This window comes from Massilia sp. GER05 (assembly GCF_052056005.1).
GTDB classification, from domain to species: domain Bacteria; phylum Pseudomonadota; class Gammaproteobacteria; order Burkholderiales; family Burkholderiaceae_D; genus Telluria; species Telluria orientalis.
On sequence record NZ_CP178858.1, the window covers coordinates 3,444,496 to 3,467,409 of the forward strand.

Below are 22,914 nucleotides of genomic sequence, written 5' to 3' on the forward strand. Positions count from 1 at the left end.
TCAACGTGTCGCTTGGCCGATATTCTCACAAATTTGCGGATGAGGCTGTCGTACGATTGGATGATGCACACCATGTTTACGCGGCGCTGGTATAGTCGCCGGCATGGACGACACCTGGCATCCGCAACTGGACGAACACGGCCGCAAGGTGCGGCTGCGCGCGCCGTCGTGCGAAGCGAACCTGGCTGCGCTGGCCGACCCGCGGGCCGCGGTGACGTTCGTGCCGGGCAGCGTCTGCGCCGGCATGCTGGATGGTGTGCCGCTCGCGGCGTGCACGCGCGCCATGGTCGATGCCGCTTGCGCCGGTGGCGCCACGCTTGTCGAACCGCCGTTCGTCCTCCCGCCGGGGAAGCACGCGGCGGCCGGCGCCGTTGTGCGCGAAGCCGACGGCCGCATCTGGCTCGTGGCGCCGTCGAACGGCTTCGGCGGCTATGCGGTGACCTTTCCGAAAGGGCGCGTCGAACCGGGCCTGCCGCTCCAGGCCACGGCCATCCGCGAGGTATGGGAAGAATCGGGGCTGCTCGTGGAACCCGTGGCCTGGCTAGGCGACTTCCCTCGCACCCAGACCTTTACACGCTTTTACATCGCGCGCCGGATCGGTGGCCATCCCGCGCACATGGGGTGGGAATCGCAAGCCGTCCACCTCGTGACGCCCGCGCAGGCGCGTGGCCTGTTACACCGGGATACCGATCACGCGGTACTCGACGCCCTGAACGCATTTGAGGCGCATCAAGCCTGACGCCAGCCACGCGAGACACGGCAGCCTTTCCAATCTGTAATGTTCGACGACCCTGTTTTTAATTTTCGCTTCAGGTTCGCGGCGTACCGTTTTCATTGCATATCGGAAGCATTTCTTGCCCTGTCCGTCGTCCCTTTTAAGGCTGTCGCCCCGTGAAACTCGCCGCTTACCAAGAGCTCGCCCCGCAGGACCTCGCTCCACCGCAACCCGGCGGCCTGGCCATCCTCGGGGACGATCCCGCACAGCACCGCCAGGTCCTCGACAAGCTCGACGAGCTCGGCTTGCGGCCCTATCTCGCGCCGTTTGAACACGGCCGCGGTTTCGCGCTGTCGGCGGACGCCGCGCATGCGCTCGTGGACGATGGCGACACGCTGAACCTGTGCCGCGATCTCGGCCTCGACACCGCCGCGAACATGGTCCACCTGGAACGCGAGATCGTGCTGGCGCTGCTGGCCGCGCCGCGCCTGCTGCGCTTTGCGAGTGCCGCAGAATTCCTGGCGGCGGTCGCGATCCGGCGCAACATCGTCGTGGCCGCGCGCGCCACCCAGCTCGCGTTCGGCACGGCCGAAGCGGACCGCCCGGCCAGCCACTGGACGTACGACGAAGACCGCGGCTTCACGGTCTTGCCCGGACAGCCGCTGATCGAGGCCCTCACGCTCGCGACGCAGCCCGGTTCGGGCGACGGGCGCATGTACGCGTTCTCCTGCTACCGCGCGACCGAATACGTGATGCTGCTCGGGATCGCGCGCGAACTCGAACGGACCAACCCGCCGCTGCTCGCAGCCTTGCAGCGGCAGTGGGAGACGTCCGCGATCCAGTCGGGCGCCTTCCACGACGTCTTTCTCGTCGAATACGGTTCGTTCGACGCGCCGCTGCCGCCGCGCTGGTACGTGCCGGGCGATCGCGTGTGGTTCCGCAATCCGGACGCGCTTTCGTCGGACGCCTCCGGCTACGAAGGGTCGTGGGTGATCTATCTCGGCAACGGCCTGTTCAGCAATTTCTGGCAGCGCGACCGCCCGTACAGCCTGGTCGCGAAATGCCTGGAGATCTACCACTGGCGCCACGGCACGTATGTCGACGCCGCCGGCGACTTGCGGATGAACGAGGCGATCGTCGCCGCGCACGTGGCGGAGACGGCCGCCAACCCGGCCGCGCTGGCATCCGTCGTCGCGTGCATGTCGCGCCTGCGTGACACGCGCGGCGTGTATGCCGATGGCGGCTGCATCGACGTCTCGCGCGAATTCTCGCGTCCTGTCTGCCCCGGCACCACGGGCATCGTGCTGCCGGGCTGACGGCGCACGGCTGACGGCTTACGGCCTACGGCTTACGGCTCCAGGACGTAGTGGCCGGGCGCATCACGCACGCTGCGTCCTTGTGGAGGCGGCGCCACCCATGGACCGGCCAGGCGGGCCAGCCAATGTTCCCACGCCGGCCACCAGCTGCCTTCCCGCACGCGCGTCTCGGCCTGCCAGGTATCGGGATCGACGTACGGCGCGTCGTGCTCGTGCGTGCTCATCTGGTAACTGCGGTTCGGCGTACCCGGCGGCGACACGACGCCCGCATTGTGGCCGCCCGACGTCAGCAGGAACGTCACCGACGTATCGCTCAGCGGAATGATTTTATAGACGGAGCGCCACGGCGCCACGTGGTCCGTCATCGTGCCGACCGCGAGGATGGGGATGTGGATGTCGGTCAGCGCCACCGGCCGCCCGTTCACGAGGTAGCGCGAGCTGGCCAGGCTGTTCTGCAGGAACAGGTTGCGCAGGTATTGCGAATGCATGCGGTAGGGCATGCGCGTGGCGTCCGCATTCCACGAGGCGAGGTCATTGTCCTTGTCGGGGATGTCGAGCAGGTAGTGGCGCAGGCGGCGCGACCAGATCAGGTCGTTCGAGCGCAGCAGCTGGAAGGCGCCCGCCATCTGGCGCGTATCCAGGTAGCCCTGCTGCCACATCACGGCTTCCAGGAAACTGACCTGGCTCTCGTCGATGAACAGCGACAGCTCGCCCGGCTCCGTGAAGTCGACCTGCGCCGCCAGCAGCGTCATGCTGGCAAGGCGCTCGTCGCCGTCGCGCGCCATCGCCGCCGCCGCGATCGCGAGCAGGGTGCCGCCAAGGCAATAGCCGCACGCATTGATCTGCGGGGCGCCGCTCTCGCGCACGACCGTGTCCAGCGACTCCATGATGCCGTGCCGCCGGTAATCGTCCAGCGACAGGTCGCGGTCGTCGGCCTGCGGATTCTTCCACGAGATCATGTACACGGTGTGGCCATGCTCGACGAGGTAGCGCACGAGCGAGTTGTGCGGGGAGAGGTCGAGGATGTAGTACTTCATGATCCACGCGGGCACGATCAGCAGCGGCACGGCATGCACCTGCGGCGTGACGGGATCGTAGCGCAGCAGTTCGACGAGGTGGTTTTCCATCACGACCTTGCCGGGCGTAATGGCGACGTCGCGCCCGGGCCGGAGGCTGACGGGCGCCGACGTGCCGGCCAGCGCGCGGCGCATGTCCGTGCCCGCGCGGGCCATGCCGTGCACGAGGTTCTGCCCGCCGCTGGCGAACGTGACCTGCTGCGCGACCGGATTGGTGGCGATGAAGTTCGACGGCGCGATACCGTCGAGCAGCTGGCGCGCGACGAACGTGACCACGTCGCCGTGGTGCGACGACACGCCCCGCACGCCGGCCGTGGCCCGGTGCCACCATTGCTGCGTGAGCAGGAAGCCCTGGCTCAGCTGGTTCCACGGCCACGCATGCCAGAGCGGATCGCTGAAGCGCTTGTCCTGGGCCAGCGGCTGCACGGGCTCGGCCGGCGTGCCGAACATGGCGCTGGCACTGTACTGCAGCCAGCGCTGCATGTTGCTCGCGGCCTGCACGCCCAGCTCCAGCTGCTTGGCGGGCGAGAGCAGCAGGTGGGTGGCCCAGTCGTGCCACGCGCCGGCCAGCGCCGCCGGCGACACGTAGCCGGTCAGGCGCCCCAGCGCGGCGTTCAGCGCGAGGTCGACGTGCGCGTGTTCGACGCTGGCCTCGGGATAGCGCGGTCGCGCGCCGCCCTGCCACGTGCTGGCCTCGCGCCGCTGTTCGCTTGGCGGGATGTCGGACAGGATATTCATGATGCGATGCCTCCGAAGCAGGGCTGGAAGCACGTTTGACCAGAATCCGGCGAGTAAGTGCCGCACCATGGCGGTGCGTTCGCTTGATATGGCACAGATGCCCGTCATGGAGAGCCGTCTATCATTGTTTACGGCGAGGTAGCAAAGCGGTTATGCGACGGCTTGCAAAGCCGTTCAGACGTGTTCGACTCACGTCCTCGCCTTTCACTCTTCTTCCACACCGCTCCCCCACTTGAAGTTGTTGACCCCGGCCCGAAAAGCCGATAGCATTCGGTCAAATGACAACGTTGGACAATCTGCGGTGAGAGACAACCGCGACACCAGCGCTGACCAGTTCGAAGACCCGAAAGGGCGGAGGAGACGAGGTGTCGACCATTCACGATGTCGCCGAAAAAGCCGGCGTATCGATCAAGACCGTGTCGCGCGTGCTGAACGATGCGAGCAGCGTGTCGGAAAAGACCCGCCAGCGGATCGAGCACGCCATGCAGGCGCTCGACTTCGCGCCGTCCGCCGCCGCGCGCATGCTGCGCGGGCGCCCGACCGATCTCGTGGCCGTCATCGCGGACCAGCTCACCACGACGCCCGATTCGTCCGAGATCATCAAGGGCATCCAGTCCGTCTGCGAAGACCTGGGCAAGATGCTCATCATCGGCGAGACGGGCGGACAGGCGCACGTCGCCAGCCGCCTGGTGGCCGACATGCGCACCCGCCGTGTGGAGGCGATCATCTTCGCCACCACGTTCCACCGTCCCGTGACGGTCACCGACACGCTGGGCCAGACGCCGGCCGTGCTCGCGAACTGCTTTGAAGCGGCATCCCGGTTCGCGGAGGTCATCCCGGACGACGAGGGCGGCGGCTATGCGGCGGCCGAGACCGTGCTGCGCGCCGGCCACCGCAAGATCGCGTTCCTGCAGCTGATCGAGGGCATGGTGGCGACGCGCCTGCGCCTGCAGGGTTTTCGCCGCGCCATGCAGGACCACGGCGTAAGGCCGAACGCCGCCTGGCTGCTGCACGGCGCCACGCCCGGTGTCGAGGACGAGTTCGCGCAGTTGCGGACGACGATCGACGGCCTGTTCGCGGGCGCCGAACGTCCGACGGCCATCCTGTGCGGGAACGACAAGATGGCGATCCGCGTGATCTTCCTGCTGCAGCGGCGCGGCCTGCGGGTGCCGGAAGACGTGTCCGTCGTCGGCTTCGACGACTTCCGGCTTCTGTCGGAGGCGTCCGATCCCGGCCTGACGACCGTCACCCTGCCATATCGCGAGATCGGTGCGCTCGCCGCGCGGCGGGCGCTCGCCAAGGACCTGGAGCCGGGCATCGTCCGCGTGCCATGCCGCGCCGTGCTGCGCGGTACCGTGGCGGCGCCGTCGGGTGGCAAGGCGGGACAATGATGAAACGGGCGCTGCTTCCGGTACTCGCCATGGTGGCGCCGCCCGCCCTGGCGGCGCCCATCGACATTACCGTGTGGCGCCACGATACCGGCGACGCCGAAATGGTCGCGAGCCGGAACATGGTCGACCGGTTCAACCGCGCCCAGGACAAGTGGAAAGTCGTCGTCGAGACGATCCCGCAAGGCACGTACACGGAATCGATCACGGCGGCGTCCCTCGTCGGGCACCTGCCGTGCGTCATGGCGATCGACCAGCCGGCCGTGCCCAACTTCGCGTGGGCCGGCACCATCCGTCCGCTCGACCGGCTGCTGCCGGCGTCGGCGCTGCAACCGTTGCTGCCGGGCGGGCGCGGCACGTACCAGGGACGGCTCTACAGCGTGGGCCAGTTCGACGTCGTGCTGGCGCTGTTCGCGCGCCGGTCGCGGCTCGCCGCCGAGGGCATCCGCGTGGCGACCATCGATCAGCCCTACTCGGCGCGCGAACTCCACGACATCCTGCTGAAGGCCAAACGCGCCGGCCATTATCGCTATCCGCTCGACCTGAACGGCAAGGCGACAGGCGAGTGGTTCAGTTATGCCTTCTCGCCCTGGCTCGAGAGCGCCGGGGCGGACTTGATCGACCGCGGCAACTACCTGCGCGTCGAGGGTGTGCTCAACGGCGACGCCGCCGTGGGTGTCGCCCGCTACTACGGCCGCCTGTTCAGGGACCGTCTCGCCGAACGCAATCCCGCCGACGACAAGAGCTTCGAACAGGGGCGCTCGCTGCTCCAGTACACCGGGTCGTGGAAGGCGCGCGACTACAGCGAACGCTTCGGCGACGATCTCGTCGTGATGCCGCCGCCCGATTTCGGCCATGGCCCCCGGATCGGCGCGGCGTCCTGGCAGTGGGCGGTGTCGAGCAGCTGTCCTTATCCGGCGGGTGCCGCGGCGTTTCTCGAGCACGTGCTGTCCGCACGGGAGATGGCCGAGTTCTCGCGCATGACCGGGCTGGTCCCCGTCACGGCGGATGCCGCGGCGCTCACGGCGCACTACCGCCCGGGCGGCGCCTGGCGCATCTATTTCGACTTCGCCGCTCGCTATGCGCGGCCGCGGCCCGCGACGCCGGGTTACCCCGCGATCTCGGCCGCGTTCGAGAAGGCCATGGCGGACGTCCGTGCCGGGAAGGATGCGGCCGAGGCGATGGACGAGGCGGTCGAGACGATCGAACACGACATCGCCCGCAACGGCGGCTACGGGTTCATCCGGCACGACGCGGTGGCGCGCCAATGAAGACACTGCCCGGCCGCGACCATCCGCTGGCGATCGCCGGCTTCGCCGGTCCGGCGCTGCTGCTGCTCGGCTTCTTCATGCTGTTGCCGCTGCTGATCGCGGCCGGCGCCACGTTCACCGATCACCGGCTGGTGTCGCCGGCGCCGACCCGCTACGTCGGCCTGGAGAACTACCGGCGCCTGCTGGCCCTGCAGGTGGTCGAGGTCGGGCCGCTGCGCGACGCGGCCGGCGCGGCGTTGCGCGACGAGGAGGGCATCCGCTTCCCCACGTGGCGCCAGACGCGCCGCGCGCAGCCGCAGCTGGCGCAATACCGGCCGGCGTGGCAGGTCCAGCTGGGCGAGCGCCGGTTCGTGCTGGCCGCGACGGACCCGCTGTTCTACCGCTCCCTCATCAACACCTTCCTGTTCGCGCTGCTGGTGCTGCCGCTGCAATGCGGCGCGGCGCTGGGGCTGGCGCTGCTGGTGAACCAGCGCATCGCCGGGCGCGTCTTCTTCCGCACCGTGTATTTCGCGCCCGTCGTGACGTCGATGGTGGTCGCGTCCATCGTCTGGTCGTTCATGCTGAACACCGACCGCGGCATGATCAACGAACTGCTGCGCGCCGTGACGGGCGATCCGAACGTCGGGCCGGACTGGCTGGGCGAGCCCCGCTATGCGCTGCCCGCCATCGCCATCATGTCGGCCTGGCAGGGCGCAGGATTCCAGATGCTCGTGTTCCTCGCCGGCCTGCAGTCGATCGCGCCGGAGCTGTACGAGGCCGCGACCCTGATGGGCGCGAATGCGTGGCAGCGCTTCGTGCACGTCACCTTGCCGGGGCTGCGCAACACCATCGTCTTCGTCGTCGTGTCGACCCTGCTGCTGGCGTTCGGCCTGTTCACCCAGGTCGACGTGATGACGCAGGGCGGACCGCTCGATTCGACGACGACCGTCGTGTACCACGCCGTGCGTACCGGGTTCCGCCAGCAGGACATCGGGTACGGCTCGACCATCGCCATGGTCTTCTTCGGCATCGTGCTGCTCGTCGCCGTGCTGCAGCGCGTCCTCGTCGCGCGGGGGGAGAACGCATGAAGCCGTTCCTCCGCATCGCCTTCCTGGTCGCCGTCATGGGCGTGCTCGGCGTCGTGTTCGCGGCCCCGCTGCTGTTCATGTTCGCGTCGTCGTTCAAGCGCGACGACGCCATCTTCGCCAACCTCGCCAGCTGGTCCGCGTTCGTCCCCGATGCGGGATGGTCGCTGGCCAACTACGCGGCGATCTTCGAGCGCAGCAACCTCCCGTTGTTCCTGCTGAATTCCACGACCATCGCCGCGTGCGTCGTCGTCGGCGGCGTCCTGGTCAACAGCATGCTCGCGTTTTCGCTGAGCCGCATGCGCTGGCGCGGCCGCCGCGCGGTGCTGGCCGTGGTGGTCGCGCTGATGATCGTCCCGTTCGAAGTCATCGCCATTCCCCTGCTGTCGCTGGTCGCGCGCCTGCCCTGGCCCGGCATCGAACAGGGCGCGCTGACGTGGCACATCGGCTGGTTCAACAGCCTGCACGTGCAGATCATCCCGTTCCTCGCCAACGCCTTCTGCGTCTTCCTGTTCTACCAGTTTTTCCGCGACATCCCGCGCGAGCTGGACGAAGCGGCCAGGATGGACGGCGCCGGACCGTGGACCCTGTTCTTCCGCATCATCCTGCCCAACAGCCGCCCGGTGATCGCGACGGCCGCGATCGTGCTCTTCATCGCGGCGTGGAACCAGTACCTGTGGCCGATCATGGTCGTGCAGGGCGAAGCGGCGCGCCCCGTGCAGCCGGGCATCCAGCAATTCTTCGGGCGTTCCAATTCCTGGGGCCAGATCATGGCCTACGCGTCCGTGGTCACGCTGCCCGTGCTCGCCGTATTCCTCGCGTTCCAGCGCCAGTTCGTCGCCTCGGTGGCGGGTTCCGGCATCAAGGGCTGAATCGATTCAATCATCATGACACTCAAACTCGACGACAAATACATCTGGGATTTCTGGCACTACGCGGAAGGCGACGCCCAGCACCTGTTCATGCTGCAGGCCGACCGCGCGATCGGCGATCCGGACCTGCGCCACTGGAACGTCTCCATCGGCCACGCCGTGTCGCGTGACCTGCGGCACTGGGACTACCGCGGCACCGTGTTCGGGCCGTCCGCCGGACCCGCATGGGACGACTTCACGACGTGGACCGGTTCCGTGATCCATGCGGAAGGCCGCTACCACCTGTTCTACACGGGGACGTGCCGCGCCGAGAACGGGCTGCGCCAGCGCATCGGCCACGCGACCTCGAGCAGCATCGACGGCCCGTGGACCCGCGTCGGCGACGGCCTCGCGCTGGATCTCGACGAACGCTTTTACGAAGAACATGCGGAGGGCCGCTGGCACGACCGCGCGCTGCGCGACCCGTGGGTGCTGCCGGACCGGATCGACGGCATGTACCACATGTTCTTCACGGCGCGCCGCAACGACGGCCCCACGTTCGAGCGCGGCGTCATCGGCCATGCCGTCTCGCCCGACCTCGTGCACTGGGAAGCGACGGCGCCCGTGTACGAGGGCGGCCACTACGGCCAGCTGGAAGTGCCGCAGGTGTTCGCGCGCGACGGGCAGTGGTTCTGCACCTTCTGCAACGTGCGCGACCACTGGGCCGAGGCGCAGCGCGCGCGGCAGGGCGGCGGCGTCTCGGGCACGCATTACCTCGTGGCCGGGAATCCGCTCGGCCCGTGGCAACCGGCCGAAGGCTTCCTGGATGGCGACGTACCGTGCCGGCGCTATGCGGGCAAGATCCTGCGCGACCCGGTGACGGGCGAGGACTGCCTGATGGCCTTTCTCGATGCGGGGCCGGACGGCCGGTTCGTCGGCCAGATCAGCGACCCGATCCCGCTGCGCTTCGAGCATGGCCGCTACCGGCTGGACGACATTTTGGCGCCGGAATGACAACGATGGACAACCATCCTTGAGGAGACACCGTGATTCCCTTTGACCAGACAAGCCGGCCGTGGCGGCGCGGCGTGGCTGCAATGCTGCTGGCGCTGATCGCGCCGGCCCGTGCCGGAGCGGCTGCCGACATCGCCGCCTGGCCGCTCGACGAGCAGCGCGGCAGCAGGACGACGGAAGCCGTCTCGGGCCGCCACGACCCCGTCGACTACGTCTTCAACCATGCCCGCTTCAAGCCGGATTCCGACCCGCTGTGGCGCCCGGCCACGGCGTGCGTCAAGGGCGGCTGCCTGCTGTTCGACGGCTACTCCACGGACATCACGGCACCCGGCCTCGCGGCGGCGCAGCTGGGCGCCGGCTGGACGATCAGTGCGTGGGTGGCGCCGCATGCGTTCGAATGGGGCGACGGCGGTCAGTACTCGGCGTTCCTCAGCCAGTTCGACGAGGGCAGCAAGACCGGCTTCGCGTTCGGGATGTATCGCTTCGGTACCTGGGGCATCAAGCTGGGATTCGGCAGCGCGGAATTCGACCTGCGCGTGAGCGACCGCAAGCTGCCGAAGGACGCGTGGTCGCACGTGGCGGCCAGCTACGATCCGCGCGGCCGCGTGGTCCGGCTGTTCCTCGACGGCGAACAGGTGGCGGCCGGCACGGCGCCGGCGGAAGGCAACTTCGCGTTGCCCGCGCGGGCGCTGACGATCGGCCGCTATTCGCAGCCGCGCACCGTGGAGGGCGTGTTCCAGCTGAATACCTTCCTCGGCCTGATGGACGAGGTCCGCATCACGGCGGGCGCCGCGACGGGGGAGGATATCGCCCGCAAGGTGCACGCCGACCTGGCGTCCCGCGGCGGCAGGGCGCCCGTGCTGGCGCAGGCCGACGTCACCATCGCACCCGTCACGTTCGCCGGCGACCACCATCGCCCGCAGTACCACGCGATGCCGGATTCCGGCTGGATGAACGAACCGCATGCGCCGTTCTACCAGGACGGCCGCTACCACCTGTTCTTCCAGAAGAACCCGTTCGGCCCGTTCTGGCACCAGATCCATTGGGGGCACTGGGTCAGCCCGGACATGGTCCACTGGCGCGAGCTGCCCATCGCGCTGGCACCGGAAGACGACACGCTCGCGCCGGACGGCATCTGGTCCGGCAGCGCCACGCATGCGCGCGAAGGCACGCCGGTGCTGTTCTTCACGGCGGGAAACGACAAGGCGCCCATCCACGAGCGCACCGGTCTCGCGCGGCCTGCGGATGCGGACCTGGTGCGGTGGACGAAGCATCCGGTGCCGGTGACCGAGCAGCAGCCGGGCCCCGGGCACACGGGCGATTTCCGCGACCCGTTCGTGTTCCGCGACGACGCCGGCGACCGCTGGTTCCAGCTCGTGGGCTCGCGCATCGCGGGCGGTAGCGGCACGGCGCTCGTCCACGAATCGTCCGACCTCGTCCACTGGCGGTATCGGGGGCCGCTGTTCACGCTCGATGCGCAGCGCTATCCCGGCTTCGACAAGACGTTCGAGCTGCCCGTGCTGCTGCCGATCGGGATGGGGACGGACGGCCGCCCCCGTCACGTGTTCCTCACGGACGTGGGGGCGCAGGCGTACTACTGGATCGGCGTGTTCGACCCCTCCGCCGCGCGTTTCGTGCCGGACCGCGAGGCCCCGCGCGTGTTCGACCTGGGCGATCACCATTTTTCCGGTCCCAGCGGCTTCGTCGATGCCAGGACGGGACGGACCATCGTGTTTTCGATCGCCCAGGGCGAACGCACCCTGCGCGACGAATGGGCGAGCGGCTGGGCCCACAACGCGGGCCTGCCCGTGACGCTCGCGATCGGCCCGGACGACGACCTGCGCCTGGCGCCCATCGACGAACTCCGGAGCCTGCGCCAGGAGGTGTTGCTGGACCTGGCCGACGTCACGCCCGCCGCTGCGGCGGCCCGGCTGGCAACGATCAAGGGCGACGCGCTGGAAGTGGAACTGGACATGGAACTTGAACCGGCGGCGGACGGCCATGCGCGGCGCGGGCTCGTCGTCCGCAAGACGCCCGACGATGCGGAGCACACGGACCTCGTCGTGGATACCGCGCGCAAGCGTTTCGAGATCGACCGCACGCACACGACGCGGGATGCGGACGCCCGCTCGCGCGGCGTGCAGGGCGGCGCGTTCGACCTGCGCGGCGAGCACGTGCGCCTGCGCGTGTTCGTGGACCGGTCGATGGTCGAAGCTTATGTCAACGAACGCAAGAGCATCACGAGCCGCATGTATCCGTCGCGGCTTGACGCGACCGGGCTCGGGTTGATCGCGGCGGCGGGCGACCGTGTCGTCTGGCTGAAAGTATGGCGCATGGGCGGGCTGGATGCGGAGGCCTCGACATGGCATCCATCACGTTGACCGGCGTGGGCAAGACCTACGCAGGCAAGCGCGCCAACCGCGTCCTCGAGGACATCTCGTTCTCGATCGCGGACGGCGAGTTCGTCGTGCTGGTCGGTCCTTCGGGCTGCGGCAAATCGACCGTCCTGCGCATGATCGCGGGCCTGGAAGAGGCGAGCGGCGGCGAGATCCGCATCGACGGCGCGCGCGTCAACGAGACGCCGCCGGCCCGGCGCGGCCTGGCGATGGTGTTCCAGGGCTATGCGCTGTACGCGCACATGACCGTGTTCGAGAACATCGCCTTCGGCCTGCGCCTCGCACGCGTGCCGAAGAAGGAGGTCGAGGCATCCGTACGCACGGTCGCGCGCATGCTGCAGCTCGAGCACCTGCTGGACCGCAAGCCGCCGCAGCTGTCGGGCGGGCAGCGCCAGCGCGTGGCGATCGGCCGCGCCATCGTGCGCAAGCCGCGCGCCTTCCTGTTCGACGAACCGCTGTCGAACCTGGACGCCGCCCTGCGCGCCGACATGCGCGTCGAGATCGCGCGGCTGCACAAGCAGCTGGGCGCGACGATGGTCTACGTGACCCACGACCAGGTCGAGGCAATGACCCTGGCCGACCGCATCGTCGTGCTGGGGCCGACGGGCGTGCAGCAGGTCGGGGCGCCGATGTCGTTGTACGAGCGGCCCGCGAACGTGTTCGTCGCCGGCTTCATCGGCATGCCGAAGATGAACCTCGTCGACGGCACCGTCGACGCGCAGGGCCGGCTCGCGCTGGGCGGCGTGGCGCTGGACTGGCGCGGCCCGGCCGCAAGCGGCACCCCGGTGACGGTCGGCGTGCGGCCCGAACATCTCGTGCCGGATGCCGCGGGGCCGATCCGCGGCGGCGTCGCGCTCGTCGAGCGGCTCGGCGCGGAATCGCACGTGCACCTGGATGTCGCGGGGCTGGCGCGGCCCCTCGTGGTGTCCATCAAGGAGACGCCGCCGCCGCCGGGCAGCGCCTGGGCCGTCGCGCCCGCGGACGGCGCGCTGCACGTATTCGGACCGGACGGCAGGCGTATCGAAAACAATGTCAATCAGCAGGAGGAAGCATGATCGTAGTGTGTGGTGAAGCGTTGTTCGATGTGTTCGCGGCCGGGGAGGGGGAGAAAAGCGGGCGGCCGCCATCGACCTGTCGGCCTGCCAGGGCGGTTCGCCGTTCAACCTGGCGACCGGCGTGGCGCGGCTGGGTGGCACCGCGTCGTTCTTCGGCGGCCTGTCGCGCGACCTGTTCGGCCGCAAGCTGCACGCGGCGCTGGCGGCCGAGGGCGTGGACCTGTCCGCCGCGCCGCGTCCGGACGCGCCCACCGCGCTCGTGATGGTCAGCGTCGACGAGCGCGGCGTGCCCCTCTACACGTTCTACGGCAGCGGCACGGCCGACCGCATGGTGACCCAGGCCGACCTGGCGAGCGTGCCCGCCGACGCGGCCGCGATCCACGTGGGCTCGTACTGCATGGTCGTCGAGCCCGTGGCGTCCGCCTTGCGCGCGCTGGTCGACCGGCAGCGCGGCCGCAGCCTCATCGTCTACGACCCGAACGTCCGGCTGACCATCGAGCCCGATGTCGACACGTGGCGCGAATCCGTGCGCTGGATGCAGCGCCGCGCCGACGTGCTCAAGGTCAGCGAGGAAGACATCCACGCGCTGTATCCGGGCATGCGCGTCGACACGTTCATCGCGCAGTCGCTGGAAGCCGGCGTGGCCCTCGTCGTCGTGACATGGGGCGAGCGGGGCGTGGTGGCGGTCACGCGCTCGCAGCTGGCGGTGGAAGTGCCGGCCGTCCCCGTCACGGTCGTGGACACGGTCGGCGCCGGCGACACGTTCCAGGCCGGCCTGCTCGCCTGGCTGCAGCGCGCCGGCAAGCTCACCCGGCGCGCGGTGGAAGGCCTGGTCCAGGACGAACTGGTGGAGGCGTTGCGTTTCGCCGCGCGCGCCGCCGCCGTCACCTGCTCGCGCCGCGGCGCGGACCTGCCGTACACGAGCGAACTGGCCGATGTGGAAGGTTTCGAATTTTTTTAAGAATTTTTTCAAAAGAAATGACAACGTTGGACATCCGGTTCAAAAGACCGGCAGCTGGAAAAGCGAAGGCAAAGAAGTCAATATCACACAGGAGATAAATACAAATGCGTTACTCGCTCACCCCCTATATCGGCCGCTCGGCCGCCCTCGTCATCGCGCTGGCGCCCGCCCTCGCGTTCGCGCAGCAGCAGGCTGGCGCGGCCGCGGAGCAGTCCGCGGCCAAGGCCGACGAGCCCAATAACGTCGTGATCGTCACGGGCGTGACCCGGACGACGACGAAGAAGAACGCCACGTTCTCGATCAACACGCTGAGCGCGGAAGACATCCAGCGCCTGGCGCCGATGAGTACCGCCGACCTGCTGGGCAACCTGCCGGGCATCTATGCCGAGGGCAGCACCGCCGGCGAGGCCAGCAACAACATCACGGTGCGCGGCCTGCCCGTGGTCGGCGGCTTCCGTTTCGCGCCGCAGCTGATCGACGGCCTGCCGGCGTACGAGGAATCGGAAGCCCCGTTCCTGAACAACGACGTGTTCGTGCGCGACGACCTGATGACGGAAAGCGTGGAGGCGGTGAAGGGCGGCCCCGGCGGCATCCTGTATTCGAACGGCCTGGGCGCGACCATCAACCACATCACGCGCACGGGCGGCGACCACCTGGAAGGCGGCTACAAGCTCGAATACGCGGACTACGGCTTCATCCGCCAGGACGCGTTCGTGTCCGGCCCGCTGGGCAGGAACCTGACCGGCGCCGTCGGCGGCTACTACCGCAGGAGTCAAGGTATCCGCGATACGGGCTACACGGCGGACCGCGGCGGCCAGATCCGCGGCAACGTCATCTACACGAGCGACGACCGCCGGACGACGGCCCGCTTCGACGCGCTCGTCATCAACGACCGCACGGCGTTCTACCAGAACCTGCCGATCTCGGTGCCGCGCTTCACCCAGTCCGGCACGCCGGCGCATCCGACGGTCCTCAGCCAGGACACCATCCAGCCGCTGGGCATCGATTTCGCGCACGGCACGACGGCGTCGCCCTACAACCGCCGCTTCAACATGATCGGCGAATACGGCACGCGCACGATCGACCAGGCCGACGGCATCCACCCCGACTTCAAGATGTTCACCTTGAAGCTGGGGCATGACTTCGACTCCGGCCTGAAGGTCACGGCCGGCCTGCGCCACACGGGCGGCAGCAGCGGGTTCAATTCGGTCTTCACGGGCAACGACACGGCGACGGCGGCCACGTTCCTGAACGCGCGCTTCCAGAACGACGTGATCTCGCCGGCGCACGGGGCGGCGCTGGGCTGCAACCTGAGCAATGCGAAACTGGTCGGCTACTTCAAGAGCGGCACGTGCGCGGACTTCGCCAACATCAGCCGCGAGGACTTCATCGCGAAGTACGGAAAGGGCGCCGGCGTCGTCGGCACCTACCGGAACGACGGCACGCGCGTGGCGCCGGGGACCTACATGAACTTCCTGGTGCCGTTCATCGCGGACACCGACGCGGCCAGCACGGTGCTCGACCTGAAGGGCCAGCAGACGTTCAAGGCGGCCGGCACGCACGACCTGACGTTCGGCGTGTACCGCAGCCACTACACCTACGATCCGAACTTCCAGGCCGGGCTGCTCGTGTCGGAAAGCGCCCCCAACGCGCGCCTCATCGACCTGACGGTGGTCGATGCCGCCGGCAACCAGGTGGGCCCGTCGCTGACGTCGGGTGGCGCGATCCTGCCCGGCTGGTTCGGCTGGGTCAGCCACATCAAGGCCGATGGCCATGCGGCCTACCTGCTCGACCACTGGGAAACGCTGCAGGGCAAGCTGAAGATCGACGCGGGCGTGCGCTGGCAGGACGTGCGGGCCAACGTCGACCGCCGCGACCGCAACACGGCGGTCGACCTGACGCCGGCGAACGTCGTCGTCGGCTCCACCCAGGATACCGCGGCGGACAACGAGATCCAGTTCCCCGGCCAGCCCAACCTGCTGAACAAGACCTATCACGGCATCGGCTGGTCGCTCGGCGGCAACTACAGCTTCAGCCGGCCCCTCGCCGTGTACGCGCTGGCGTCGTACTCGTTCCGCCTGCCGAGCCTCGAGGACCTCAACAACCTGAGCACTGCGGGCGCAGTGGTGGTAAACGGGCGCCCGGTCGAGCTCAGCGCCGTCGAGCACATCCGCCAGTACGAAGGCGGCCTGCGCTACCTGACGCGCGAGTTCGGCGCCTCCGTTGCGCTGTTCTACAACAAGTTCTCGCCGCGCAGCGCCGTGAACATCTACAAGGACTTCCAGTCGCCGGCATGCTCCACGCTCGGCGGCGTCACGCAGATCAACTCGTGCCCGGACGTGGCCCAGCTGTACAAGCGCGGCGTGCGCAACGTCGGCACGGAGATCGAACTGAGCTGGCGTCCGCGCATGATCGAAGGGCTCGAACTGAAGGGTAACGTCGTGGCGCAGAATCCGAAGGTCGACGGTGCGCGCTACCAGATCACGCAGGAGGACAAGGATCCCCAGGGCGTGATCACGGGCTACCACTACGTGCAGATCAGCGAAGACGGCCGCCGTCCGCGCCGCCTGGCCAAGATCATGGCCAACTTCCAGCCGTCGTACGACCTGCTGGCCATGACGGGCATCCCGATGACGGTGTACGGACAATACCAGTACGTCGGCGACCGGTTCTCCGAGGCGACCGATACCAACGTGACCCTGCTGCCGTCCTACCACATCATCAACATGGGCGCGCAATACCAGGTCTCGTCGCGCTGGATGGCGCAGCTGCACGTGGCCAACCTCACGAACCAGCTGTCGTTCACGGAAGGCGATCCGCTGTTCTCCGACCTGCTGTCGCCGGACGGTACCCGTAACCGGGGTATCGCGCGGCCACTGTTCGGCCGCACGATCCGCGCCAGCCTCACGTACCGCTTCTGAGCGCACCGACGACTGCACCACGGGCGGCCGGGAGGCTGCCCGTCTCCGACACCAACAAGGAATTCCTGTGGCTTTGACCTTCCGATTCTCTTTGCTCGCCCTCGGCGCGGCGCTGCTGGCCGCCGGCTGCGCGAGCGGCTCGCCCGATCCCGCCCCGACCTACGGTGAGCCATTCCGCCCGCAACTGTCGTTCTCCCCGCAACGCAACTGGATGAACGATCCGAACGGCCTCGTGTACCACGACGGCGAGTATCACCTGTTTTACCAGTACAACCCGAACCAGAACACCTGGGGCGACATGTCCTGGGGCCACGCGGTCAGCCCCGATCTGCTGCATTGGACCGAGCTGCCGCTGGCGCTGCCCGTCGAACAGGATGCGAGGGGCCAACCCACGCAGATGTTCTTCTCGGGCAGCGCCGTCGTCGATCACGCCAACACCAGCGGATTCGGCCAGCCGGGCAAGCCGGCCATGGTGGCCATGTATACGTCCATGTTTCCGCAGGCGCGGACGGTGAACGGCAAGCCTGTGCGCGCGGGCACGCAGGCACAGTCGATCGCCTACAGCCTCGATCGCGGCCGCACGTGGACGCAGTACGCCGGCAACCCGGTGCTGCCGGAGCCGCCCGCGCCCTACGCGGCCGAGTACCGCGAATTCCGCGACCCGAAGATGTTCTGGTACGAGCCCGGACACAAGTGGGTATTGGCGACGGTCGCCGCGAAGCAGCACAAGGCATTGTTCTACAGTTCGCGCGACCTGGTCCACTGGGAGTGGACGGGCGAGTTCGGCCCGGCCGGCGCGACCGGCGGCGTGTGGGAGTGCCCCGACCTGATCGAATTGCCGGTCGACGGCGACCCGGCGCAACGCAAATGGGTTCTCGTCATCAGCCTCAATCCCGGCGGTCCGGCGGGCGGGTCGGGCATGCAGTACTTCGTCGGCGACTTCGACGGCAAGACCTTTACGCGCGACCGCGATGCCGCGGGCGACGCGCCGCGGTGGCTCGACTACGGCGCCGATTTCTACGCGGGCGTGACGTACAACGATGCGCCGGGCGGCCGCAAGCTGCTGGTCGGCTGGATGAACAACTGGCTGTACGGCGAGAAGGTGCCGACAGCGCCGTGGCGCAGCGCCCAGTCGCTGCCGCGCGAACTGGGGCTGCGCACGGTGAACGGGCAGGTGAAGCTCGTGCAGCAGCCGATCGCCCAGGCGCAGGGTTTGCGCGGCCGGTCGCTGTACAGCGGGGCCGGACAGGCCATCGCGCGCGGTACGAAGGCGGTGCCGCTGGCCGGCACGGCGAGTGCGCCGCTGGAATTGAAGATGGTCCTGCAACCGGGCACCGCGACGCGTGCCGGCATCCGCCTGGGACAGGGGACCTATACCGAGATCGGCTACGACGCGAAGCAGGGCGCCGTGTACGTGGACCGCACGACGTCGGGCGAAACCGGCTTCCATCCGCAGTTCGCCGCGCGCCACACCGCGCCGGTCGCGCTGCGCGCTGGGGGGCTGCCGCTGCGCATCTTCGTGGACCGGGGCTCGGTGACGGTGTTCGCCGGCGACGGCGAGGCGGTACTGACCGACCAGGTGTTCCCGCCCGCCGGGGCGGGGGGCGTGAGCCTGTTCAGCGTGGACGGCGACGCGCAGGTGCGCGACCTGGACATCTGGTCCCTGAATTCGATCTGGAAGGAAGCACGATGAATACGTTGTTGAAGGGAACCCTGGTCGGCGGCCTGGCGGGGCTGCTGTTCGGTTTCGATACGGCGGTCATCGCCGGCACCACGCAAGGCCTCACGCAGGCCTTCCGGCTCGACCCGTCGGGCCTCGGCATGACCGTGTCGAGCGCGTTGTGGGGCACCTTGCTGGGCGCGCTGTTCGCGGGCCGCCCGGGCGACCGCTTCGGGGCACGCAACTGCCTGCGCGCCATCGCGGGCCTGTACATCGTCTCGGCGCTGGGCTGCCTGTTCGCGCCCAGCCTGGCGGTGCTGGTCGCGGCGCGCGTGCTGGGCGGGATCGCCATCGGCGCCTCGTCCGTGCTGGCGCCGATCTACCTGGCGGAGATCGCCCCGGCGCACCGGCGCGGGATGCTGGTCGGCGCCTTCCAGTTCAACATCGTGCTGGGCATCCTCGTCGCGTACCTGAGCAATTACCTCGTCGGCCTGGCCGACCTGGGTGCCGACGAGTGGCGCTGGAAATTCGGCGTGGCGGCGCTTCCGGCGCTGCTGTTGTGCGGCCTCCTGTTCGTGATTCCCAACAGCCCGCGCTGGCTGGCCGTGAAGGGCAGGACGAAGGAGGCGGAACAGGTGCTGCGCGAGATCGGCGCCGCCGACGTCGCGGGCGAGCTGGCCCGCTACGCGCGCAGCCACGTCGCCGCGGGTTCGACGCTGTCCTGGAGCCGCTACCGCAAGCCGATGCTGCTGGCGTTCGCGATCGCGGCGTTCAACCAGCTGTCGGGCATCAACGCCATCCTCTACTATGCGAACGACATCTTCGCGGCGGCCGGATTCGGCAAGGTATCGGCGGACCTGCAGTCGGTGATGATCGGCGCGACGAATTTGCTGTTCACACTGCTGGCGCTGACCGTCATCGACCGCCTGGGCCGCAAGACGTTGCTGATCGTGGGCTCGGTCGGCATGGTCGTCGCGCTGACGGGAACGGCATGGATCCAGTGGAGCGGCATGCACCGCGACCTGCTGCTGTGGGCGCTGGTGCTGTTCATCGCGGCGTTCGCGTTCTCGCAGGGCGCGGTGATCTGGGTGTACATCTCCGAGATCTTCCCGACCGAGGTGCGGGCGCGCGGGCAGAGTCTTGGCGCGTCCACGCACTGGCTCATGGATGCCATCGTCGCCGGCGTGTTCCCGGCGATGGCGGCGCGCTCGAACGGCCTGCCGTTCGTCCTGTTCGCGCTGGCGATGCTTGTGCAGCTGTTCGTCGTGGCGCGCTGGTTCGTCGAGACGAAGGGAACGCGGCTGGAGGATATCGACGTGTGACGGGCGTGCCCGCCAGGCCGTCAATGCGGGAAGACGGCCCTGGCGGCTGCATCCGGCCGGTCCGCCGGCTGTGCATACATCTGCATCTGCGAAACGGGATGGTAGCGCCGGTGCCACGGCCGCGTCAGGACGCGCAGCGCGACGTCGAACGGCACGCCGTTTTCGCACAGGGTGCGCGCCGCATACGCGGTACCCTCGGCGGCGCTCGCGCTGATCACGGCGTCGACGAGGAGGGCGGTGACCAGGTCGGTCCGCTGCCCGGAACCGGCGGGTGCCGCCTGTGAGGGGGGCGCGCAGTGCGGACAGGCCACCCGGAGCGTGCAGCCGCACCCGGTACACGTGCACTCGACGATGTTCTTCGTTGTCATCTTGCCATTCTACATCTGGAACGTGATAGCTGGATGACTCGGCCCGCTATTCGCAACCGATATTTTCCGGTCAATGCGCCAGCAACACCGGAATGCGCGCATCGGCCAGCACCGCGCGGCTGGCCCCGCCCAGGCAGAGTTCGCGCAACTTGCTGTGGCCGAAGCAGCCCATCACCAGCAGGCCGCAATGCAGTTCGGCGGCCAGGTCCAGCAGGTCGTGCCCTGCGTCCCGCCGCGGCGCCCGCACGAGCATGTGCGGCGTGACGCCGTGGTGGCCGAGGAACCGGAGCAGGTCGGGCCGCTGGGACTCCAGTTCCGCCGCGCCGGCGTCGGGGCCGGTGAGCGCGGCGATCGTCACGGCACTGGCGCGGTGCAGCAGGGGCAGCGCGGCGGCCAGGGCGTGCGCGGCTTCCTTGCCGCCGTCCCATCCCACCAATATGTCGCGGGCGGCGCCGGGCGCCGCGTCCGTGCGCGGCAACACGAGCACGGGTCGGGGGCTGTTCAGGATCACGTAGTCCGGCAGGTGGACGGCCCGGTCCGGCAGCGCCTCGTCGGGGTCGTCCTGGCTGATGACGACGAGGTCGGCGAAACGGGCCAGCCGCGCCAGCCCGTCGTCGGCCTGGTCGCACACGAAGCGGGACTCGTGGGGGACGCGCATTGCGGTGGCGATCGCTTCGAATTGCACCAGTGCCCGCCTGGCGTTCTGCTCGAGGGGATCGAAGTAGCTGGCTTCGAGCGTACCCGGTCTCGATGTGTAGCCGAGCGGGAAGATACTGCGCGACACGCCGAACATGGCCGCGCCCAGCAGGTGCGCCTGGTGCGCGTGCGCCAGCGCGGCCGCGTAATGCATGCGTGCGGGCGCGTGGGACGACTGGTCGACGTGCACGAGGATCGTCTTGAACATGTGGAGCTCAATGGGCCAGCAGCAACGGTACGGGCGCGCGCTCCAGCAGCTCGCGCGTCACGCCGCCCAGCACCCATTCGCGGTAGCGGCTGTGGCCGTACGCGCCGGCGACGATCAGCCCGGCACCCGCGGTGCGCGCGAGCGCCATCAGGGTGTCGCCGACGGTCGCATGCGTGCGCTCGAGCACGACGTCGACCTTCACGCCGTGGCGGGCCAGGTAGAGCGCCATGTCGGCGCCCGGCTGTTCGCCGTGCGCGCCGGACAGCTGGTCCGGATTGACGAGGACGAGCCGCACGCCGTCCGCGCGCGCCAGCAGCGGCAGGGCGGCGGCGAGGGCGCGCAGTGCCTGCGTGCTGCCGTCCCAGCCGGCGACGACGGTGGCGGCGATCGGGGCGTCCGCGTAGCCGGGCGGAACGACCAGCACGGGCCGCGGACCGCGCAGCGCCACGTGTTCCGGCAACCTGCGCACGCGGGGCGGGATGCCGGGCCCGGGATCGACGTCGCGGCTGAGCACGATCAGGTCGGCATAGCGCGCCTGCAGCAGCAGCGCGCCGTCGGCCGTGTCCTCGACGAGCCGCGTTTCCACCGAGGCGACGCCGAGTTTAACGGCCTGGTCCGTGAAGGCGCGCAGATGCAGCGCCGCGGTCTCGCGCAGGCCGTCGAAATCGGCTGGCGGAACCGGCGCGGCCATGGATCCGGTGAGTAACAGGTAGTCCGTCCACGAGATGCCCGTCGCCGCGCTGCCCACCAGGTGCGCGCCGTGCTCGCGGGCAAGGCGGGCAGCGGCGGCCATGCGGCTGTCCTGCTGTTCACTGCCGTCGACGTGAACGACGATGGTCTTGTACATCGCAAATCCTTTCGAAGACGCACGGCGCTGCCGAAATGGCGTGGTGCAGTCGTTCGACCGGGATTTGCCCGCTTGGTGCCACGTGTCGTCGTGGAAGCGCGCTGTCAAGCGCTTCGGTCAAGCCGGCACGGTGCCGACGAACGCTTCCAGCTGCCGGTTGAACTCAGCCGCATGCGTCACGTTCATCCCGTGCGATGCGCCGGCAATGGTCCGCGCCGCGGCGCCTGCGATCCATGCCGCGAGCTGCCCGACATTGTCGCGATACATGCGCGGGCTCTTCTCGCCGGCGATCAGCAGCGTCGGGCAACTGATGGCCTGTGCCGCGGCGCGGGTGTAGGCGGGCAGCGGGTCGCGGAACTGCATCGGCAGGGTGGCCGCGTTGTCGATCGCCATCGTGCGGAAGGCCGCGGGGCTCTTGCGCCAGATGCCCGGCAGGCTGACGGAATCGACGAACAGTTCCAGGCCCGCGTCGACGTCGCCGTCTTCGATCAGCCGGGCTGCCCTTGCGCGCAGGGCTTCCGTCGCGGGCGGCAGCGACGCGTCGGCGTGCAGCGGGCCGCCGGGATCGGCCAGGGTCAGCGATTTCACGAGGTGCGGATAGTCGCGCGCCAGGTGGAACGCCACGCAGCCGCCGCGCGAGTGGCCGACCAGGTGCACCGGACCGAGGCCCATGGCGGTGATGAATTCGGCGAGTTCGGCGACGTGCGTCCACCAGTTGAACGCGCCCTGCAGCGCGAGGTCGTCGGCCGGCCAGTAGTGGCTGAGGCTCACGGAGACGCACTGGAAGCGTTTCGACAGCGCGGTCGTCTGGCCGTTCCAGTAGCGGTAGTCGCACAGCGAGCCGTGGACGAACAGCAGCGGCTCGCCGGCACCGCGCATCACGTACGGCATGCGCACGCCGGACGGCAGGGTGGCGAAGTAGATCTCGGGGACGGACAGGGCGTGCTGGTCGGTGCGTGCGTTCATCGTTGACTCCTTTTGCGCTACTATGCCGCACACGAAGTCCCAAGAAAATCGCATAATACTGAATCTATCAATCAGATTTTC

General features: G+C 68.8%; 18 protein-coding genes and 1 tRNA gene. 14 read left to right on the forward strand and 5 right to left on the reverse strand.

Annotation, left to right across the window (positions count from 1 at the left end):
* Positions 1-103 precede the first annotated feature (103 nt).
* Together ACL58G_RS15545 and ACL58G_RS15550 are read left to right on the forward strand one after the other, a co-directional pair.
* Positions 104-739: an NUDIX hydrolase gene (locus ACL58G_RS15545; RefSeq protein ID WP_413384915.1), complete on the forward strand. Its 636-nt coding sequence runs from the start codon at positions 104-106 to the stop codon at positions 737-739.
* A 152-nt stretch (positions 740-891) separates the two neighbouring features.
* Positions 892-2,031, forward strand: a complete 1,140-nt coding sequence (locus tag ACL58G_RS15550; protein ID WP_440967724.1) for a hypothetical protein — start codon at positions 892-894, stop codon at positions 2,029-2,031.
* 32 nt (positions 2,032-2,063) lie between these two features.
* Here ACL58G_RS15550 and ACL58G_RS15555 read toward each other — a convergent pair whose 3' ends face one another.
* The gene (locus ACL58G_RS15555) at positions 2,064-3,845 is read right to left on the reverse strand and encodes a PHA/PHB synthase family protein (RefSeq protein ID WP_440967725.1); all 1,782 of its coding nucleotides are present in this window, start codon (positions 3,843-3,845) and stop codon (positions 2,064-2,066) included.
* Between the two features lie 132 nt (positions 3,846-3,977).
* Between ACL58G_RS15555 and ACL58G_RS15560 the strand changes: the two genes are divergently transcribed.
* The 12 genes from ACL58G_RS15560 (at position 3,978) to ACL58G_RS15615 (ending at position 19,748) form a co-directional block, all read left to right on the forward strand.
* Positions 3,978-4,048: transfer RNA gene (locus ACL58G_RS15560), tRNA-Cys, on the forward strand.
* A gap of 162 nt (positions 4,049-4,210) precedes the next feature.
* A complete protein-coding gene (locus ACL58G_RS15565) occupies positions 4,211-5,236 on the forward strand; it encodes a LacI family DNA-binding transcriptional regulator (protein ID WP_413384921.1) in 1,026 nt (341 codons plus the stop codon).
* Positions 5,233-6,504 (forward strand): extracellular solute-binding protein, encoded by a 1,272-nt coding sequence (locus ACL58G_RS15570; RefSeq protein WP_440967728.1) that lies wholly within the window; start codon positions 5,233-5,235, stop codon positions 6,502-6,504. The genes ACL58G_RS15565 and ACL58G_RS15570 overlap by 4 nt, the downstream gene beginning before the upstream one ends.
* Positions 6,501-7,571: a carbohydrate ABC transporter permease gene (locus ACL58G_RS15575; protein ID WP_413384926.1), complete on the forward strand. Its 1,071-nt coding sequence runs from the start codon at positions 6,501-6,503 to the stop codon at positions 7,569-7,571. Before ACL58G_RS15570 ends, ACL58G_RS15575 begins: the two co-directional genes overlap by 4 nt.
* Positions 7,568-8,440, forward strand: coding sequence for a carbohydrate ABC transporter permease (locus tag ACL58G_RS15580; RefSeq protein WP_440967730.1), 873 nt, complete (start codon positions 7,568-7,570; stop codon positions 8,438-8,440). The genes ACL58G_RS15575 and ACL58G_RS15580 overlap by 4 nt, the downstream gene beginning before the upstream one ends.
* A 15-nt stretch (positions 8,441-8,455) precedes the next feature.
* Positions 8,456-9,433 (forward strand): family 43 glycosylhydrolase, encoded by a 978-nt coding sequence (locus ACL58G_RS15585; protein WP_440967732.1) that lies wholly within the window; start codon positions 8,456-8,458, stop codon positions 9,431-9,433.
* Positions 9,434-9,465: 32 nt separating this feature from the next.
* Complete coding sequence (locus tag ACL58G_RS15590; RefSeq protein ID WP_440967734.1) at positions 9,466-11,814, forward strand: GH32 C-terminal domain-containing protein; 2,349 nt, start codon at positions 9,466-9,468, stop codon at positions 11,812-11,814.
* Positions 11,796-12,884, forward strand: coding sequence for an ABC transporter ATP-binding protein (locus tag ACL58G_RS15595; RefSeq protein ID WP_440967736.1), 1,089 nt, complete (start codon positions 11,796-11,798; stop codon positions 12,882-12,884). The genes ACL58G_RS15590 and ACL58G_RS15595 overlap by 19 nt, the downstream gene beginning before the upstream one ends.
* 121 nt (positions 12,885-13,005) lie before the next feature.
* The gene (locus ACL58G_RS15600) at positions 13,006-13,845 is read left to right on the forward strand and encodes a carbohydrate kinase family protein (RefSeq protein ID WP_440967738.1); all 840 of its coding nucleotides are present in this window, start codon (positions 13,006-13,008) and stop codon (positions 13,843-13,845) included.
* 104 nt (positions 13,846-13,949) lie between these two features.
* Positions 13,950-16,766 (forward strand): TonB-dependent receptor, encoded by a 2,817-nt coding sequence (locus ACL58G_RS15605; RefSeq protein ID WP_440967740.1) that lies wholly within the window; start codon positions 13,950-13,952, stop codon positions 16,764-16,766.
* A 73-nt stretch (positions 16,767-16,839) separates the two neighbouring features.
* Entirely contained in the window at positions 16,840-18,459 is a 1,620-nt protein-coding gene (locus ACL58G_RS15610) for a glycoside hydrolase family 32 protein (protein WP_440967741.1), read from the forward strand.
* Entirely contained in the window at positions 18,456-19,748 is a 1,293-nt protein-coding gene (locus ACL58G_RS15615; protein WP_440967742.1) for a sugar porter family MFS transporter, read from the forward strand. Before ACL58G_RS15610 ends, ACL58G_RS15615 begins: the two co-directional genes overlap by 4 nt.
* Before the next feature lie 20 nt (positions 19,749-19,768).
* On the opposite strand, the gene ACL58G_RS15620 is transcribed toward ACL58G_RS15615, so the two are convergent.
* From ACL58G_RS15620 to ACL58G_RS15635, 4 genes are all read right to left on the reverse strand, one after another.
* Positions 19,769-20,116 (reverse strand): hypothetical protein, encoded by a 348-nt coding sequence (locus ACL58G_RS15620; protein WP_440967743.1) that lies wholly within the window; start codon positions 20,114-20,116, stop codon positions 19,769-19,771.
* A 70-nt stretch (positions 20,117-20,186) separates the two neighbouring features.
* Positions 20,187-21,020 carry a universal stress protein gene (locus ACL58G_RS15625; protein WP_440967745.1) on the reverse strand — a complete coding sequence of 278 codons (834 nt, stop codon included), beginning with the start codon at positions 21,018-21,020 and terminating at the stop codon, positions 20,187-20,189.
* Between the two features lie 7 nt (positions 21,021-21,027).
* On the reverse strand, positions 21,028-21,867 hold the full coding sequence (locus ACL58G_RS15630; RefSeq protein ID WP_440967747.1) for a universal stress protein: 840 nt from the start codon (positions 21,865-21,867) through the stop codon (positions 21,028-21,030).
* Positions 21,868-21,984: 117 nt separating this feature from the next.
* Positions 21,985-22,833, reverse strand: a complete 849-nt coding sequence (locus ACL58G_RS15635) for an alpha/beta fold hydrolase (RefSeq protein WP_440967748.1) — start codon at positions 22,831-22,833, stop codon at positions 21,985-21,987.
* Between the last annotated feature and the right edge of the window lie 81 nt (positions 22,834-22,914).

Coding starts and splice junctions, on each gene's coding strand:
- ACL58G_RS15545 (WP_413384915.1), top strand. CDS start 104: ATGGACGACACCTGGCATCCGCAACTGGACGAACACGGCCGCAAGGTG.
- ACL58G_RS15555 (WP_440967725.1), bottom strand. CDS start 3,845: ATGAATATCCTGTCCGACATCCCGCCAAGCGAACAGCGGCGCGAGGCC.
- ACL58G_RS15570 (WP_440967728.1), top strand. CDS start 5,233: ATGATGAAACGGGCGCTGCTTCCGGTACTCGCCATGGTGGCGCCGCCC.
- ACL58G_RS15575 (WP_413384926.1), top strand. CDS start 6,501: ATGAAGACACTGCCCGGCCGCGACCATCCGCTGGCGATCGCCGGCTTC.
- ACL58G_RS15580 (WP_440967730.1), top strand. CDS start 7,568: ATGAAGCCGTTCCTCCGCATCGCCTTCCTGGTCGCCGTCATGGGCGTG.
- ACL58G_RS15585 (WP_440967732.1), top strand. CDS start 8,456: ATGACACTCAAACTCGACGACAAATACATCTGGGATTTCTGGCACTAC.
- ACL58G_RS15595 (WP_440967736.1), top strand. CDS start 11,796: ATGGCATCCATCACGTTGACCGGCGTGGGCAAGACCTACGCAGGCAAG.
- ACL58G_RS15605 (WP_440967740.1), top strand. CDS start 13,950: ATGCGTTACTCGCTCACCCCCTATATCGGCCGCTCGGCCGCCCTCGTC.
- ACL58G_RS15615 (WP_440967742.1), top strand. CDS start 18,456: ATGAATACGTTGTTGAAGGGAACCCTGGTCGGCGGCCTGGCGGGGCTG.
- ACL58G_RS15620 (WP_440967743.1), bottom strand. CDS start 20,116: ATGACAACGAAGAACATCGTCGAGTGCACGTGTACCGGGTGCGGCTGC.
- ACL58G_RS15625 (WP_440967745.1), bottom strand. CDS start 21,020: ATGTTCAAGACGATCCTCGTGCACGTCGACCAGTCGTCCCACGCGCCC.
- ACL58G_RS15630 (WP_440967747.1), bottom strand. CDS start 21,867: ATGTACAAGACCATCGTCGTTCACGTCGACGGCAGTGAACAGCAGGAC.
- ACL58G_RS15635 (WP_440967748.1), bottom strand. CDS start 22,833: ATGAACGCACGCACCGACCAGCACGCCCTGTCCGTCCCCGAGATCTAC.